Raw genomic sequence first — 15,925 nt, 5'->3', positions numbered from 1 at the left:
CGTCCCCGGTGCCCGGGACGCACGGATGCCCTTCCCGTACGACGTCGTACGGGAAGGGCATCCGCGTCCCGGGCACCGGTGCGTGGAGGCCGGCCGGCTCTCCGTTCCCGGAGAGCGTCACAGGCGTGCGGCCTTGAGGGACATGTGCAGCAGCAGCCGGTCCTCGCCGTCGTGGAGGTCGAGGCCGGTGAGCTGCTCCACGCGTGACAGGCGGTAGTAGAGCGTCTGGCGGTGGATGTTCAGCGTGCTCGCGGTGCGGCCCGCCTGGCCCGCGCAGTCCAGGAACACTTCGGCGGTACGGGCGAGTTCGGCGTGCGCGGGTTCCAGCAGCGGGCGTACGGCAGGGTCGACGGGGTGGCCGGGCCCGCTGTCGGGGAGCGCGGCCAGCAGGCGGTACGGACCGATCCCCGACCACTCCGCGACCGGTCCGAGACGGGGCCGCGCCAGCGCCGCGCGAGCCGCGGCCGAGGCTTCCCGCCAGGCTCCGGGCAACTCGTCCAGTGCGTGCACGGGATTGCCGATGCCGACGACCGGGCTCGCCGCGGCGAGCAGGTTTCCGGCCGCCAGGCGGGCGGGGGAGAGGTCGGTCTGCGTACGGATCCTGATCAGGACGGCGAGGCGCGGGCCGGCCGGGCCGGGCACCGGGAGCAGGCCGAGGGCGGCCGCGCCCGGGACGGTGCGCACACCAGGAACGGGCTGCGCCCAGGGCGCGGCGCACAGCAGGGCGTACGGGCCGCCGTCGCCCAGCGCCGCGCCCAGCGAGGCCCGCGCGGAGGCCCGGCTCTCGGCGGACTCCGAGGCGAGCAGGGTCAGCAGGTACGGGCCGAGGTCGGCGCGGGCGCGGGCCTCGTCCGCCAGGAGCGCCCCGATCCGGGCGCAGACCGCCATCGCCGAGGCCGGCACGGGCGCCGGCGGGCCGTCGCCCCCGGCGAGCAGCCACACGTAACCGTGGACCGTGCCCCGGTGCCGTACGGGAAGGCAGAGCCGGCCGCGCAGTACCCCGGCCGCGGGGTCGGCGGGGATGTACACCGGGCTTTCCGCCGTGGCGATGCCGAACTTCTCGAACCAGGCGCGCACCTCGGCCGTCGAGCGGCGGGTGAGGATCGAGCGCGTGCGGACCGGGTCCAGGGTGGTCTCGTCGAAATCGCTGTCGCTGTCGTGGGCGCCGAACGCGATCAGCCGGAAATCTCGGTCCTCCAGTGTCGCGGGTGCGCCGAGCAGCGCCGAGATCTCGTCGACCAGGTCCTGGTAATCGCCTTTCACGCTTCTTATTCTCGCACCCTTTCAGACATTTGTATGAGGTAAGGGCCGGGGATGCGTGACAGCTGTCGATGGTTCAGGATTCGAGCGATCCCTAGATTTCACGGTGGTTATCCGTGTCGTGCCGGTCTTCGCCGGTCACGGCCCCTTCGAAGTCTTTTCCGTGGAGGTGCCCCGTGCTGGGTCCCGTGATCCTCGCCGCTTCGCGCAGCGACAAAATGCGCCGTTTCGTGTCGGCGGCTCCGGGGACCAAGCAGGTCGTCGGCCGCTTCATCGCCGGCGAGACGGTCGAGCAGGTCATTCCGATCGTCCGGGACGCCGCCGGCAAGGGGCTGGAAGTCACCCTGGACGTCGTGGGCGAGGACATCACCACGCGCGAGCAGGCCTTCGCCGCCCGCGACGCGTACCTGGAGCTGGCCGAGCACCTCAAGGGCCTGGGGCTGGGCGAGCGGGCCGAGATGTCCGTGAAGCTGTCGATGTTCGGCCAGGCGCTGGAGGGCGGCCACGAGCTGGCGCTCGCCAACGTCCGCCCGGTCGTCGAGGCCGCCGCCGCGATCGGCACCACGGTCACGCTGGACGCCGAGGACCACACCACCCTCGACTCGATGTTCGCCATCCACGAAGAGCTGCGGAAGGACTTCCCGCAGACCGGCTGCGTGATCCAGGCCTACCTGTTCCGCACCGAGGACGACGCGCGCCGCCTCGCCGCGAACGGCAGCCGCGTCCGTATCGTGAAGGGTGCCTACAAGGAGCCCGCCACCGTCGCGTTCCAGGACAAGGCCGAGATCGACAAGGCGTACGTCCGGATCCTGAAGATCCTCATGGCGGGCGACGGGTACCCGATGATCGGGTCGCACGACCCGCGGCTGATCGCCGTCAGCCAGGAGCTCGCGCGGCGCGCGGGGCGCAAACTGGATGAGTACGAGTTCCAGATGCTGTACGGGATCCGCAGCGAGGAGCACGTGCGGCTCGCGGCGGAGGGCCACCGGATGCGTGTGTACACCGCGTACGGCACCGACTGGTACGGCTACTTCATGCGGCGCCTCGCGGAGAAGCCGGCCAACCTGCTGTTCTTCGTCCGCTCGATGATCACCAAGAACTGACCCAGGCTGACCCAAGGGCCGAGCCCTTCCACCCCTCACAAAGGAGTCAAGGAACTCATGGACGCTGTGACCCAGGTCCCCGCCCCGGTCAACGAGCCGGTGCACACCTACGCCCCGGGTTCGCCGGAGCGCGCGCGCCTCGAAGCCAAGCTCAAGGAGCTGGCCGAGAACCCCGTCGACCTCCCGATGACGATCAACGGTGAGAAGCGGATGGGCGGCGGCGAGCGTTTCGACGTCGTACAGCCGCACAACCACAAGGCCGTCCTCGGCACCGCCGCCCACGCCACGCAGCAGGACGCCAGGGACGCGATCGACGCCGCGCTGGCCGCCGCTCCGGCGTGGCGCGCGATGTCCTTCGACGACCGCGCCGCGATCATCCTGCGCGCCGCCGAGCTGCTGTCGGGCCCGTGGCGCGAGACGCTCGCCGCCTCGACCATGCTCGGCCAGTCGAAGACCGCCCAGCAGGCCGAGATCGACACCCCGTGCGAGCTCGTCGACTTCTGGCGCTTCAACGTCAAGTACGCCCGCGACCTGCTCGCCGAGCAGCCGCCGGCGAACGCCCCGGGTGTGTGGAACCGGCTGGACCACCGTCCGCTGGAGGGCTTCGTCTACGCGATCACGCCCTTCAACTTCACCGCCATCGCGGGCAACCTGCCGACCGCTCCCGCCCTGATGGGCAACGTCGTGGTCTGGAAGCCGTCCCCGACGCAGACGCACGCCGCCGTGCTGCTGATGCAGCTCCTGGAGGAGGCCGGTCTGCCCAAGGGCGTCATCAACCTGGTCACCGGTGACGGCATCGAGGTCTCCGAGGTCGCCCTCAACCACCGCGACCTGGCCGGCATCCACTTCACCGGCTCGACCAAGACCTTCCAGTACCTCTGGAAGACGGTCGGCAACAACATCGAGAAGTACCGCACGTACCCGCGTCTCGTCGGCGAGACCGGCGGCAAGGACTTCGTCGTCGCGCACCCGAGCGCCGACCGCTCCGTCCTGAAGACCGCGCTGACCCGCGGTTCCTTCGAATACCAGGGCCAGAAGTGCTCCGCGTCCTCGCGTGCGTACGTCCCGGCCTCGATCTGGAACGGCGGCTTCAAGGAGGAGTTCGCGGCCGAGGTCGACTCCATCGCCATGGGCGACGTCACCGACCTGTCGAACTTCATCGGTGCCGTCATCGACGAGCGTTCGTTCGCCAAGAACAAGGCCGCGATCGACCGCGCCGCCGCCGACCCGACCTGCACGATCGTCGCGGGCGGTACGTACGACGACTCGGTCGGCTACTTCGTCCGCCCGACGGTCATCGCCTGCACGGACCCGGAGAACGAGGTCTTCACGACCGAGTACTTCGGCCCGATCCTCGCGGTCCACGTCTACGAGGACGAGAAGTACGACGCCATGCTGGAGCAGATGGAGTCGGCGTCCGACTACGCGCTGACCGGCGCCGTCATCTCCAACGACCGCGCGGCCGCGGCGTACACGATGGACAAGCTCCGCTACGCGGCGGGCAACTTCTACATCAACGACAAGTCGACCGGCGCCGTCGTCGGCCAGCAGCCCTTCGGCGGCGGCCGCGCGTCCGGCACCAACGACAAGGCGGGCGCGCCCCAGAACCTCCAGCGCTGGACCCTGACCCGGGCCATCAAGGAGACCCTGGTCCCGCCGACCGACTACACCTACCCGCACCAGGGCTGACCGCCCCCGGCGCGCGGCCCCCTGGTCGCGCGCCCCGCGGAACTCCGCCCCCGCCCAGGCCTCACGCCGGACGGGGGCGGTTCCGTGTCCGCCGGGTGTCAGATCCTGCGCCAGCGGGCCATCGCGAAGGAGAAGACACCGAACAGGGCCAGGCCCACGGCTATCAGGGCCAGCAGCCACGGCCCCACCGGGGTGTCGGCGAAGGAGCGGAGGGTGTCGTCGATGCCCTTGGCCTTGTCGGGCTCGTAGTCGACCGCCGCCTTGACGGCGAAGCCGCCGAGCACGGCGAAGACCGCGCCCCGCGCGACGCCGCCCGCCACACCGGCGACGTCCACGGCCCGGCGGGTGCGGCCCCGCAGCTCGCCCATCTTCAGGTGCTTGTGGTACTTGCGCAGGGCGGCGCGGGACGCGATCCACACGCCCGAGACCGCGATGGCCAGGCCGGCGAGGCCCACGATCCACTGGCCGGCCGGGAGTTCCATGGCCCTGGCCGTCACGTCGTCCGACTGCTTGTCGCTGGATCCGCTGCCGCTGCCCCTGGAGCCCGCCGCGAACGACAGCACGGTGTACGCCACGAAGCCGTAGAAGAGGAAACGCGCCAGGGACAGCAGGCGCTTGCGGGGCTTGTGGCCGTCGGGTCCCGCCGCGCCGAAGAAGACTTCGGAGAGCCGCCACAGCGCCATGCCGACCAGCCCGATGCCCAGCGCCCAGAGCAGGAACGAGCCCAGCGGCCGGGCGGCCACCTCGGCGAGCGCGCCTCCTCGGTCGGCCTCCTGCGTGCCCTGGCCGAACGCGATCCGGAGCGCCAGTACGCCGACCAGTACGTAGAGCACTCCGCGCGCCGCGAATCCCCAGCGCGCGGCGGCCTCCAAGGCTGAACTGTCCGACGCCCGGCGGGCCGTGCGCCTGCCGCGCCGGGTGAGTGCCCATGCGCTCATGTCTTCGCCTCCTTCGTCGGAGTGCGTGTGCCCCGAAGCGGGCGGCGGAACCGGTGGGGACGCCGTTCCAGGGCTGGTGGCGGACGTCCGCCGCGGACTCGGCGGCCAGCCCGTGACGCACCCCGGCCCGCATGCGGTCCGTGGTGAGCGGGGCCGGCAGGTGGACGCCCGCGCCCGCCGGCTGAAGGGCCAGCAGACCGCCGGCCAGGCTTCCCGCGAGCGCCGTCGCCGAGAGTCGGAACGCGGCGCGCGGGGCGGCCACGCGGACGACCGCGAGGAAGAGCTCCGGCATCAGCGGCCAGCTCAGTGCCTCCGCGCACGCCCACGCGAAGGCGAACGGCAGGGCCCACCGGGAGGCGGCGACCGCGGCCACCCGGCGGCGCGCCGCCGAGTCGCACAGGGGCTCGGCGTGCGTGCGGGCGGTGAGTGCCGCGACCGCCGCGCACGCCTCCCCGGGAGTGGCGGAGGAGGGGAGCGGGGCACCGACGCGGACCCGGACCAGGGAGGAGCGGAGGCGGCCGTGCTTGGGGAGGAGGCGGTCCGTACCCGCGATGCCGACCGGTACGACGGGTACGCCCGCCCGTTCGGCGAGGAGCAGCGCTCCCCGGTGGAACGCGCCGACCTCGCCGCCGGGCCCGCGCGTGCCCTCGGGGAAGAGGACCACGGCACGGCCCGCCCGCAGCCGGCCGGCCGTCGACAGCAGGTCGTCCAGGCCGCCGCCCCTGCGGCGGACCGGGAAGCCGGCCGCGAGGCGGGCGCAGATCCGGCTGCGCCAGGGCGACGCGAACCAGTAGTCCGCCGCCGCCCCGATCGCCGGGGTGTGACGGGCGTCGAGCGCGGCCAGCAGGGCGGCGGTGTCGGCGTGCGAGGAGTGGCTGGCGACGACGACGCAGCCGCCGCGCGGGAGCGCGCCGCGCCGCTCGACGCCGCCGGTCAGGGGGGGGCACACCACCACAGGGCGCGGCGCGCGGCGGCCGCGAGGCGGGAGGGAAGCTCCGTGCGGGCAGGGGCGGCAGGGGCCGGGGTCGTCACAGGGACACCACCATCGCGAGCAGCAGGGCCACGAGCAGGGAGTCGATACGGTCCAGCAGACCGCCGAAGCCGGGCAGCCAGCTCCCCGCGTCCTTGACCCCCGTCTCGCGCTTGACCATGGATTCGAGCAGGTCACCGAGGACGCAGCCGGCCAGGACGACCGCCCGGAGCAGCGGCGGGAAGGCGCCGACGAGCGCCAGCGCGAGGGCGGTCGCGGCGGCGGCGCCCAGTACGCCCGCCCAGGTCTTGCGGGGCGGGAGCGGGGACAGCGGCCGCGCGAGCAGCCCCCGGAGGGCGGGCCGGGACCGGCGATGTGCCGGGCCCAGAGTGTTGCCGTCATGAGCGCGTCTCAGATAGTAGGAAGTCCGAGTAATTGTGGAGACAGACAGCCCGGCCTCGCTTAGCTTGGAAGAAGCCGAACGTCTCGCTCCATCAGCGAACGGCGGTCGCGAGCCCGTGCCCCATGCAGGTAACCCCTGCGGCATCTGCTCCCCGCCCATTCCGGCGCCCTGAAATCATTCTGATCTCAAGGAGTCGATCATCATGGCCGAGACCGTCCACCGCGTCCGCCACACCCCCCGCTCGAACGAGACCGACCGCAAGCAGGCCGCCGCCGCCCTCCAGCGCGCCCTCGACCGCCGCGACAACGGCGGCGCCACCGGCCACTGAGCCGCCGGCGCGCGCCGCACGGCGCCGTGGCCCGGCTAGCGGCCGCGCCGGATCTCGAAGTAGTCGACGCGCTCACCCGATTCGGCGAGCGCGGAGACCTTCAGCTTCGGTGACGCACCGGCCTCGGCCTCCACCGCGAGGAACGAGAAGCCGGTGTACCGCACCCGCGACCACTCCACCGTGTCCGGGTCCGGGATGCGTGACGTGGTCCAGTGGAAGCTCACGATGTGGTCGTGGTCGTGGACATTGCCCTCGTAGCTGTCCCGTACGCCCGGCCCGAACCCGTACAAGTCCTTGCCCGCGCCGCCCGCCGTGACGTACACGGTCCCGTCCCGCGTCGGGTCGGTGGAGGACCCGACCGGGACCGGTCTGCCGACCTCGCCGTCCCTGATGGCGTCGGTCCGCTCGTACACGTGGTTGTGCCCGTTGATCACCAGGTCGACCTGGTGCTTGGCGAAGAGCGCCAGCCACGCGTCGCGCACCCCGCCGTCCGAGGCGTGGGTGGACGTCGAGTACACGCAGTGGTGGAAGAACACCACGACGAAGTCGATGCCGGCCTGCCGCCGCAGCTCGCCCAGCCGCCGGTCGAGCCAGGCGCTCTGCGCGCCGTCCGTGTAGCCCCGGTTGGCGGGGATCTCGTACGACACGTCGTTCGCGTCCAGCGCCACGACGCCGACGTTGCCGTACGTGAAGGAGTAGATGCCGGGGGCGTTCGCCGCGTCCGGCCCGTTGTCCGGCAGTGACCAGCGGGCGGACTGGCCGCCGTAGCCGTTGGGGGAGTACCAGGCCTCCATGTCGTGGTTGCCGGTGGTCACCATCCACGGCACCCGCGAGGCCACGGACTCGGTCTGCGCCAGGAACTGGTCCCACACGCGCGCGTCGTAGGTGTCCGACTCCCTGCCCCGCCCGCTGCTGTCCGCGTAGCAGATGTCACCCGCGTGCAGGTGGAAGGAGGGGTTCTGCCCGAGGATCAACTGGTCGTTGGCGAGGGCGTCGTAGCCGACCCCCTGGTCGCCGAAGGCCGTGAAGACGAAGGTCTCCGGCCGTGCGGGCGCCGTGCGGAACGACCCGACCGTCGACAGCCGGCACGCGTCGGCCGGGTCGAACCCGTCGTGCCCGACCCCGTAGTAGTACGTCGTTCCCGGCCTCAGCCCGTCGAGCCCCGCATGCAGGTAGAACTGGTCCACCGCGGGGAGCTTGGGCGACAGCGACGGCGTGTGCAGGGCGCGCACCTCCGCCTCGATCTTCCGGCTCAGCTCCCACGGCTTCAGCCCCACGCGCACATAGGGGCGTCCGACCGCGAAGGGCACCTGCCAGGAGATCCGCATCTGCGTCCTCGGGTCGGCGCCGAAGGCGAGGTGGCGGCCGAAGGGCGCGACGAGCGACCCGTCGACGCGGGCGGCGAGCGCGGTGGTGACAGGGGTGGTGGCGGGGGAGACGGGGTACGCCGGGCTCGCGCCGCCGAGCAGGGCGGCTCCGCCCACCGTGGCGGCCGACGAGGTGATCATCCGCCGGCGGGACAGCTTCGTACGCAGGTATGCGTGCTGCTCCGGCATGCTCATGCGGCGCGCGAGCTGCTCGGGTATGCCGGTGCGGGGGAGGTCAGCCATGCGGGAGAACTTCCCAGGGGCGGCCAACTCCGGCCGGTACGGGGGGTGAACAGAATCTGTCAGGACGATGAGTCCGAATGGCGGACACTCGGTGTCAGGGGGTGGGACGCGGGAGTAGGGTGCCGACATGTCTCGCAGCCTCAATCTCGCAGTGATCCCTGGTGACGGCATCGGCCAGGAGGTCGTGGCCCAAGGGCTCAAGGTCCTCAACGCCGTCCTTCCGCAGGACGTGAAGCTGCAGACCAAGGAGTACGACCTCGGCGCTCAGCGCTGGCACCGCACCGGAGAGACCCTCCCGGACGCGGAGCTCGACTCCCTCAAGCAGCACGACGCCATCCTGCTCGGCGCCATCGGCGACCCGTCCGTGCCGTCCGGCGTCCTGGAGCGCGGGCTGCTGCTCAAACTGCGGTTCGCCTTCGACCACTTCATCAACCTGCGTCCGTCGAAGCTGTTCCCGAACACCGCCACGCCGCTGGCCGGCCGCCCCGACATCGACTTCGTCGTCGTGCGCGAGGGCACCGAGGGCCCGTACACCGGCAACGGCGGCTCCATCCGCACCGGTACGGAGCACGAGGTCGCGACCGAGGTCAGCCTGAACACGGCGTACGGCGTCGAGCGCGTCGTGCGCGACGCGTACGAGCGGGCCAACGCCCGCCCGCGCAAGAAGCTGACGCTGGTCCACAAGAACAACGTCCTCGTGTACGCCGGCCACATGTGGAAGAACATCTTCGACAAGGTCGGCCGGGAGTACCCCGAGGTCACCACCGACTACCTGCACGTCGACGCCGCGACGATCTTCTTCGTCACCCAGCCGGAGCGCTTCGACGTCATCGTCACCGACAACCTCTTCGGCGACATCCTCACCGACCTCGCCGCCGCCGTGACCGGCGGCATCGGCCTGGCGGCCTCCGGCAACATCAACCCGACGGGCGCCTTCCCGTCGATGTTCGAGCCCGTCCACGGCTCCGCGCCCGACATCGCGGGCCAGGGCAAGGCCGACCCGACGGCCACCGTCCTCTCCGTCGCCCTCCTCCTGCGCCACCTCGGCTTCGAGGCCGAGGCCGGTCGCATCGAGGCGGCCGTCTCCACCGACCTCGCGGAGCGCGACGGCGGCACGGTCCGTACGACCGACGAGATCGGTGACGCGCTCGCGGTACGCGTAGCGGGCTGACCCGACGGACTCCTCCCACAGCCGCCGGGTCACAGACACCCGGCGGCTGTGCTTTGCCGCGGCCGGGTGGGACCATCAATCCCGGGCCGCACTGCACGCCGTTTCATCCACGTACTCCCGCGGGCGATAATCGAACGCGGGGCCGCGGTATGAGGGGAAGCTCGGACGTCCTACTAGAGGCGTGAGCGCGGTCCACCACACACAACCGGTGAAGGACACGCACTCATGACGACGCCCACGATCGAGCTCAAGCCCTCCTCGCACCCGCTGTCCGACGCGGAGCGCGAGGCGGTCCTGGCCAACCCCGGATTCGGCCGCCACTTCACCGACCACATGGTCACCATCCGGTGGACCGAGGGCCGTGGCTGGCACGACGCGCAGCTCACGCCGTACGCGCCGCTGTCGATCGACCCGGCCAACATGACCCTGCACTACGCGCAGGAGATCTTCGAGGGCCTGAAGGCCTTCCGCCGGCCCGACGGCACGGTCACCACCTTCCGCCCCGACGCGAACGCCAAGCGCTTCCAGATCTCCGCACGCCGCCTGGCGATGCCGGAACTGCCCGTCGAGACGTTCATCGCGGCCTGTGACGCGCTGGTCCAGCAGGACAAGGCATGGGTTCCGGCGCACGGCGGCGAGGCCTCCCTCTACCTGCGCCCGTTCATGATCGCCAATGAGGTCGGGCTCGGTGTGAGGCCGGCCAACGAGTACCTCTTCATCGTCATCGCGTCGCCCGCCGGCGCCTACTTCCCCGGCGGTGTGAAGCCGGTCTCGGTCTGGCTCTCCGAGAACTACGTCCGCGCCGTCCCCGGCGGCATGGGCTTCGCCAAGACCGGCGGTAACTACGCGGCCTCGCTCCTCGCCCAGGCCGAAGCGGCCCAGCAGGGCTGCGACCAGGTGGTCTGGCTGGACGCGCTGGAGCACAAGTGGGTCGAGGAGATGGGCGGCATGAACCTGTACTTCGTGTACGGGGGCGCGTCCGGCGAGAAGCCCAGGATCGTCACCCCGGAGCTCACCGGCTCCCTCCTCGCCGGCATCACCCGCGACTCGCTGCTCCAGCTCGCCCGCGACCTCGGCTACGAGACCGCGGAGGGCCGGATCTCCACGGACGACTGGAAGCGCGACACCGAGAACGGCACCCTCACCGAGGTCTTCGCCTGCGGCACCGCCGCGGCCATCACGCCGGTCGGCTCGGTGAAGTCCGAGGGCGCGGAGTGGGTCCAGGGGGACGGGCAGCCGGGCAGGGTGACGATGGAGCTGCGCGAGGCGCTGCTCGCCATCCAGACGGGCAAGGCCGAGGACACCCACGGCTGGACGCACGAACTGGGCTGACGCCGCCCGTGGCGGTACGTACGTGAGGCCGCGCCCGGCACGCCTGCCGGGCGCGGCCTCACGCGTACCACCGCTCCCTACACGGGCCCTCGCACGGGGGTGGGCGTGTCGCTCCCGGCCGCGGGCTCCGCTCCGGTGCGCACGGCCTCCCGCCCCTTCGCCGTCAGTGCCGTGTACGCGAGGCCGCCCACCAGCCCCGAGAGGATGAAGCTGCAGTCCACGCCGCCGGTGAGGGCCAGCAGCGGGCCCTCGTACACCGTCGTGGAGACCGCCGCGAGACCGACCGCGGCGCCCAGCGCCCAGGAGGCCGTGGCCCGGACGTTCCAGCCGGACCGGTACCAGTAGACGCCGCCCCTGGCCCGGCGGTTGAAGACCTGGAGGGCGTCCGCGTCGTACTGGCCGCCGCAGCGCACGTACCCGATGAGGGAGATGACCGCCCACGGGGTGCCGACGGCCGTCAGCAGCAGGACGAAGGACGTCATCGCGGACTGCACGGACCAGGCGAAGGAGCCCCCGAACACGAAGGCGGTCGCGACGGCCGCGGCGATCACGGTGGCCCGGGTGCGGGTGGCCTTCGGCACGATCGCGTCCAGGTCCAGGCCCATCGAGTACAGCATCAGGCCGGCGTTGCCGACGGATCCGGCCGAGGCCGCCAGGAGCAGCGGCGCCAGGTACCAGACGGGTGCGGCGTCGACGAGCGGTCCGGCGTAGTCGAGGCCGGCGCGGGCGGCGAGCGCGGTGTACGTACCGAAGAGCTGCGGGACGAGGAGGCCGAGGAGCAGGCCCAGACAGGTGGCCCGGAAGACCTTGCGCGAGGTGTGGCGGCGCGGCGAGATGTACCGCGTGTAGTCGCCGAGGAGGGTGATGAAGGCGACCGGGCCGCTCAGCCCGGCGGCGACGGCCGCGAGCAGCCAGGTGGGCCAGAAGGAGCCGAGCAGGTACGGCGTGTCCGGGGGCGCGGCCGTGGTGAAGTCGCCCGCGTAGGCGTACACGCCGGCCAGCAGCAGGACCACCATGCCGACGGACAGCACCTTGCTGAGCCGCAGCAGCAGCGAGTAGCCGTACACCGCCGCGACGACCGTGGCGCCCGCGAGCAGGGTGTACATCAGGGCGCGGGAGGCCCCGCCGTCCGGCAGGCCGGTGAGCCGGGAGAGGGTCCCGACCATCACGTCGCCGCCGATCCACAGCGTGAGCGCCGTGTAGCCGAGCGAGAGCAGCAGGCCGACGACCGAGCCGACGAGACGGCCGCGTACGCCGAACTGGGCGCCGCTGGAGGTGGAGAGGTTCGTCGCCGTGCGCAGTGAGATCAGCGCCAGCGGTGCGGTGACCGCGATGCCGGCCAGGGTGCCGACGATGATCGAGGTCACCGACGGCCACAGGCCCAGGCCGAAGGACGGCGGCAGCCAGCCGAAGACGATGACGCCCAGGCAGAGATTGGAGCCGAGAAGGAGGGAGACGAGGTCGCGCGGCCCACTGGTGCGCTCCTCGTCCGGGATGGTGTCGACTCCGCGCTGTTCTATCGGCATGGCTGGGTCTACCGGTCCGCCGGACAACAAAGTTTTGAGTGCTGTTCAATGTGACTTAGCTCAAGGTGGTGCGTCAACGTTTCGGACGTGCTGGCCTGATGGTTAGAGTGAAGTTCTAAATTTTGGGAGGTGTGGCGGCGTGCGACTGACCCCGACGGAACGCGACCGGCTGCTGCTGTTCGGAGCCGCCGAGCTGGCGCGGGCGCGCCGGGCGCGCGGCCTGCGGCTCAACGTGCCGGAGGCGACCGCGCTCATCGCGGACACGGTGTGCGAGGCGGCCCGCGACGGGCGGCGGCTGGCGGAGGCGATCGGGGCGGCGCGGTCCGTACTCGGCCCCGACGACGTGCTGCCGGGCGTCGCCGACGTGGTGACCGAGGTGCATGTGGAGGCCGTCTTCGACGACGGCTCCCGGCTCGCGGTCGTGCCGTCCCCGATCGGCGGCGGCGCGACCCTGGGCGACGACGCCCCGGGCGCGGCCCTGCCCGGCCCCGCCGACGCGGAGCCGGAGCCGGCGGTGCGGCTGACCGTACGCAACACGGCGGCCGTCCCCGTCAGCGTCACCTCCCACTTCCACTTCTTCGAGGCCAACCCGCGCCTCGACTTCGACCGCTCGGCGGCGTACGGCATGCGGCTGTGCGTGCCGGCCGGGTCCTCCGTCCGCTTCGATCCGGGCGGCGAGGCCGAGGTCGGCCTCGTCCCGATCGGCGGCGACCGGATCGCGATCGGTTTCGCGGGCCTGGTCGACGGCCCGCTGGACGCGCCCGGCGCGAAGGGAGAGGCCCTGCGCGCCGCGGCGGCCTGCGGCTATCTGGGAGCACGGCCCGAAGGAGGAGCTGAGGCATGAGCATCGATCCGCACGAGTACGCCGCCGTGCACGGCCCCCGCGCCGGGGACCGGGTCAGGCTCGGCGACTCCGGGCTGACCGTGCGCGTCGAGTCGGACGCGCAGAAGCCGGGCGAGGAGTTCCTCGCGGGCTTCGGCAAGACCGCCCGCGACGGGCTGCACCTCAAGGCCGCCGCCGTGCGCGAGACCTGCGACGTCGTCATCAGCAACGTGCTGGTCATCGACGTGGCGCAGGGCATCCGCAAGGTGTCGATCGGCATCAGGGAAGGCCGGATCCACGCCATCGGGCGGGCCGGCAACCCGGACACCCTCGACGGCGTGGACGTCGTCGTCGGCACCGGTACGTCGATCGTGTCGGGCGAGGGCCTGATCGCGACGGCGGGCTCGATCGACACACACGTCCACCTGCTGTCGCCGCGCATCATGGAGGCATCGCTCGCCGCCGGTGTGACGACGATCATCGGCCAGGAGTTCGGCCCCGTCTGGGGCGTCGGCGTGAACTCGCCCTGGGCCCTGCGCCACGCCTTCGGCGCCTTCGACGCCTGGCCGGTCAACATCGGCTTCCTGGCGCGCGGTTCGTCCTCCGACGCCGCGCCGCTGGTCGAGGCGCTCGCCGAGGGCGGGGCTTCCGGCTTCAAGGTGCACGAGGACATGGGCGCGCACACCCGTGCCCTGGACACCGCGCTGCGCGTCGCCGAGGAGCACGACGTTCAGGTCGCCCTGCACAGCGACGGCCTGAACGAGTGCCTGTCGGTCGAGGACACCCTCTCCGTCCTCGAAGGCCGTACGATCCACGCCTTCCACATCGAGGGCTGCGGCGGCGGGCACGTCCCCAACGTGCTGAAGATGGCCGGGGTGCGGAACGTCATCGGCTCGTCCACCAACCCCACCCTCCCCTTCGGGCGGGACGCGGTCGCCGAGCACTACGGGATGATCGTCTCCGTACACGACCTCAAGACCGATCTGCCCGGCGACGCCGCCATGGCGCGCGACCGCATCCGCGCCGGGACGATGGGCGCCGAGGACGTCCTGCACGACCTGGGCGCGATCGGCATCACATCGTCCGACGCGCAGGGCATGGGGCGCGCGGGCGAGACCGTGCGCCGTACGTTCCAGATGGCCGGGAAGATGAAGGCGGAGCTCGGCCCGATGGAGGGCGACGGCCCCCACGACGACAACGCGCGCGTCCTGCGCTACATGGCCAAGCTCACCATCAACCCCGCCATCGCCCACGGCCTCGCCCACGAGATCGGCTCGATCGAGGTCGGCAAGATGGCCGACATCGTGCTGTGGCGGCCCCAGTACTTCGGCGCGAAGCCGCAGATGGTCCTGAAGTCGGGTTTCCCGGCGTACGGCGTCACGGGCGACCCGAACGCCGCGACCGACACCTGCGAGCCGCTGGTCCTCGGACCCCTCTTCGGCGCGTACGGCGCGACGCCCGCCGACCTCTCGGCGGCCTTCGTCGCGCAGGCCGCCCTCGACCAGGGCAACGACCTGGTGCCGACGCGCCGGCGCCGCGTCGCCGTGCGCGGCACGCGCGGCATCGGCCCCGCCGACCTGCGCCTGAACTCCCGTATCGGAGAGGTCGGGGTGGACGGACACAGCGGACTCGTCACGCTCGACGGCGACCCGATCCGCTCAGAACCCGCCGACTCCGTCTCCCTCAACCGTCTCTACTTCCTGTAAGGACCCTCCTCATGGCTTTCCGTATGCCCGCCGAGTGGGCCCCGCACGAGCGCACCTGGATGGCGTGGCCCGGCCCCAACACCACCTTCTCGAACGAGGAGGAGCTCGCCGCCTCGCGCGCGGCCTGGGCGAGCGTCGCCCGCGCCGTACGCGCCTACGAGCCGGTCACCATGGTCGTCGGCCCCGGCCAGGCGGCCGGCGCCCGCGAACTGCTCGGCCCGGACGTCGAGCTCGTCGAGCGCGAGCTCGACGACGCCTGGATGCGTGACATCGGCCCGACCTTCGTCAAGGACGACGAGAGCGGCGAACTGGCAGCCGTGGACTGGGTGTTCAACGGCTGGGGCGCCCAGGACTGGGCGACCTGGGAGCACGACGCGAAGATCGCCGGCATGGTCGCCGATCTCACGGGCGTGCCCACGCTCTCCTCCCCGCTCGTCAACGAGGGCGGCGGCATCCACGTCGACGGCGAGGGCACGGTCCTGCTCACCGAGACCGTCCAGCTCGGCCCCGAGCGCAACCCCCAGTGGACGCGCGAGCAGGTCGAGGCCGAGATCCACGCCAAGCTCGGCACGACCAGGGCGATCTGGCTGCCGCGCGGCCTGACAACCGACTACCCGCCGTACGGCTACGGCACCCTCGGCCACGTCGACATCGTCGCCGCCTTCGCCGCGCCCGGCGTCGTCCTCGTCCACACCCAGCCGGACCCGTCCCACCCCGACCATGAGCCCTGCAAGGCGAACGTCGAACTCCTCCGCTCGCAGACGGACGCCAAGGGCCGCCCCCTCGAGGTCGTCGAGGTACCCGCACCGACGACCGTGCGGGTGGACGGCGAGTGGGTCGACTACTCGTACATCAACCACTACCTCTGCAACGGCGGCGTCGTCCTGTGCGCCTTCGACGACCCGCGCGACGAGGAGGCGGCCGAGATCTTCCGCGGCCTCTTCCCCGACCGTACGGTCACGCTGGTCGACGCCCGCGAGATCTTCGCCGGCGGGGGCGGTATCCACTGCATCACCCAGCAGCAGCCCGCGGCGGGCAGCTGATCGGGTAGAACATACGAGTGCTC

Annotated in this window: 13 protein-coding genes and 1 pseudogene; 8 read left to right on the top strand and 6 right to left on the bottom strand. The window is 71.9% G+C overall.

All coding sequences use genetic code 11. The features are described 5' to 3' along the window. Positions 1–117: 117 nt before the first annotated feature. Positions 118–1,263, bottom strand: a complete 1,146-nt coding sequence (locus tag BN1555_RS08930; RefSeq protein ID WP_093798868.1) for a PucR family transcriptional regulator — start codon at positions 1,261–1,263, stop codon at positions 118–120. 173 nt (positions 1,264–1,436) lie between these two features. Between BN1555_RS08930 and BN1555_RS08925 the strand changes: the two genes are divergently transcribed. Both BN1555_RS08925 and pruA read left to right on the top strand, forming a co-directional pair. After that, the gene (locus BN1555_RS08925; RefSeq protein WP_093798867.1) at positions 1,437–2,363 is read left to right on the top strand and encodes a proline dehydrogenase family protein; all 927 of its coding nucleotides are present in this window, start codon (positions 1,437–1,439) and stop codon (positions 2,361–2,363) included. 57 nt (positions 2,364–2,420) lie between these two features. Continuing rightward, positions 2,421–4,052 (top strand): L-glutamate gamma-semialdehyde dehydrogenase, encoded by a 1,632-nt coding sequence (gene pruA / locus BN1555_RS08920; protein WP_093798866.1) that lies wholly within the window; start codon positions 2,421–2,423, stop codon positions 4,050–4,052. 98 nt (positions 4,053–4,150) lie between these two features. Here pruA and BN1555_RS08915 read toward each other — a convergent pair whose 3' ends face one another. From BN1555_RS08915 to BN1555_RS41295, 3 genes and pseudogenes are all read right to left on the bottom strand, one after another. Continuing rightward, positions 4,151–4,990, bottom strand: a complete 840-nt coding sequence (locus tag BN1555_RS08915) for a DUF1206 domain-containing protein (RefSeq protein ID WP_093798865.1) — start codon at positions 4,988–4,990, stop codon at positions 4,151–4,153. Between the two features lie 610 nt (positions 4,991–5,600). Next, positions 5,601–5,939, bottom strand: a pseudogene (locus tag BN1555_RS40245) (1-acyl-sn-glycerol-3-phosphate acyltransferase); the annotation flags it as partial. Positions 5,940–6,018: 79 nt separating this feature from the next. Beyond that, a complete protein-coding gene (locus BN1555_RS41295) occupies positions 6,019–6,522 on the bottom strand; it encodes a phosphatidate cytidylyltransferase (protein ID WP_304364345.1) in 504 nt (167 codons plus the stop codon). A gap of 43 nt (positions 6,523–6,565) precedes the next feature. Between BN1555_RS41295 and BN1555_RS40240 the strand changes: the two genes are divergently transcribed. Beyond that, on the top strand, positions 6,566–6,691 hold the full coding sequence (locus BN1555_RS40240; protein WP_093798864.1) for a hypothetical protein: 126 nt from the start codon (positions 6,566–6,568) through the stop codon (positions 6,689–6,691). 35 nt (positions 6,692–6,726) lie between these two features. Here the strand turns inward: BN1555_RS40240 and BN1555_RS08895 are convergent, their stop codons facing one another. Continuing rightward, a complete protein-coding gene (locus tag BN1555_RS08895) occupies positions 6,727–8,301 on the bottom strand; it encodes a fibronectin type III domain-containing protein (RefSeq protein WP_218058182.1) in 1,575 nt (524 codons plus the stop codon). 127 nt (positions 8,302–8,428) lie between these two features. Between BN1555_RS08895 and BN1555_RS08890 the strand changes: the two genes are divergently transcribed. After that, positions 8,429–9,472, top strand: coding sequence for a 3-isopropylmalate dehydrogenase (locus BN1555_RS08890; RefSeq protein ID WP_093798863.1), 1,044 nt, complete (start codon positions 8,429–8,431; stop codon positions 9,470–9,472). Positions 9,473–9,697: 225 nt separating this feature from the next. Beyond that, on the top strand, positions 9,698–10,804 hold the full coding sequence (locus tag BN1555_RS08885; protein ID WP_093798862.1) for a branched-chain amino acid aminotransferase: 1,107 nt from the start codon (positions 9,698–9,700) through the stop codon (positions 10,802–10,804). Positions 10,805–10,881: 77 nt separating this feature from the next. Here the strand turns inward: BN1555_RS08885 and BN1555_RS08880 are convergent, their stop codons facing one another. Further along, positions 10,882–12,330 carry a cytosine permease gene (locus BN1555_RS08880; RefSeq protein WP_093798861.1) on the bottom strand — a complete coding sequence of 483 codons (1,449 nt, stop codon included), beginning with the start codon at positions 12,328–12,330 and terminating at the stop codon, positions 10,882–10,884. Between the two features lie 139 nt (positions 12,331–12,469). Between BN1555_RS08880 and ureA the strand changes: the two genes are divergently transcribed. From ureA to BN1555_RS08865, 3 genes are read left to right on the top strand one after another with little or no spacing between them, the layout of a single operon-like run. Next, positions 12,470–13,174 (top strand): urease subunit gamma, encoded by a 705-nt coding sequence (gene ureA / locus BN1555_RS08875; RefSeq protein ID WP_093798860.1) that lies wholly within the window; start codon positions 12,470–12,472, stop codon positions 13,172–13,174. Beyond that, entirely contained in the window at positions 13,171–14,859 is a 1,689-nt protein-coding gene (locus BN1555_RS08870) for an urease subunit alpha (RefSeq protein ID WP_093798859.1), read from the top strand. The genes ureA and BN1555_RS08870 overlap by 4 nt, the downstream gene beginning before the upstream one ends. A gap of 11 nt (positions 14,860–14,870) precedes the next feature. Continuing rightward, on the top strand, positions 14,871–15,902 hold the full coding sequence (locus BN1555_RS08865; protein ID WP_093798858.1) for an agmatine deiminase family protein: 1,032 nt from the start codon (positions 14,871–14,873) through the stop codon (positions 15,900–15,902). Positions 15,903–15,925 lie beyond the last annotated feature (23 nt).

Source organism: Streptomyces sp. Wb2n-11, assembly GCF_001049855.1.
GTDB lineage: Bacteria > Actinomycetota > Actinomycetes > Streptomycetales > Streptomycetaceae > Streptomyces > Streptomyces altiplanensis.
The sequence above is the reverse complement of the archived record's forward strand: the minus strand, read 5'-3'. Positions and strand labels throughout refer to the sequence as shown.

Bases quoted from the DNA above. Each gene is read 5' to 3' on its own strand.
- pruA (WP_093798866.1), top strand. From the start codon at position 2,421: ATGGACGCTGTGACCCAGGTCCCCGCCCCGGTCAACGAGCCGGTGCAC.
- BN1555_RS08915 (WP_093798865.1), bottom strand. From the start codon at position 4,990: ATGAGCGCATGGGCACTCACCCGGCGCGGCAGGCGCACGGCCCGCCGG.
- BN1555_RS41295 (WP_304364345.1), bottom strand. From the start codon at position 6,522: ATGGGCGGGGAGCAGATGCCGCAGGGGTTACCTGCATGGGGCACGGGC.
- BN1555_RS40240 (WP_093798864.1), top strand. From the start codon at position 6,566: ATGGCCGAGACCGTCCACCGCGTCCGCCACACCCCCCGCTCGAACGAG.
- BN1555_RS08895 (WP_218058182.1), bottom strand. From the start codon at position 8,301: ATGGCTGACCTCCCCCGCACCGGCATACCCGAGCAGCTCGCGCGCCGC.
- BN1555_RS08890 (WP_093798863.1), top strand. From the start codon at position 8,429: ATGTCTCGCAGCCTCAATCTCGCAGTGATCCCTGGTGACGGCATCGGC.
- BN1555_RS08885 (WP_093798862.1), top strand. From the start codon at position 9,698: ATGACGACGCCCACGATCGAGCTCAAGCCCTCCTCGCACCCGCTGTCC.
- BN1555_RS08880 (WP_093798861.1), bottom strand. From the start codon at position 12,330: ATGCCGATAGAACAGCGCGGAGTCGACACCATCCCGGACGAGGAGCGC.
- BN1555_RS08870 (WP_093798859.1), top strand. From the start codon at position 13,171: ATGAGCATCGATCCGCACGAGTACGCCGCCGTGCACGGCCCCCGCGCC.
- BN1555_RS08865 (WP_093798858.1), top strand. From the start codon at position 14,871: ATGGCTTTCCGTATGCCCGCCGAGTGGGCCCCGCACGAGCGCACCTGG.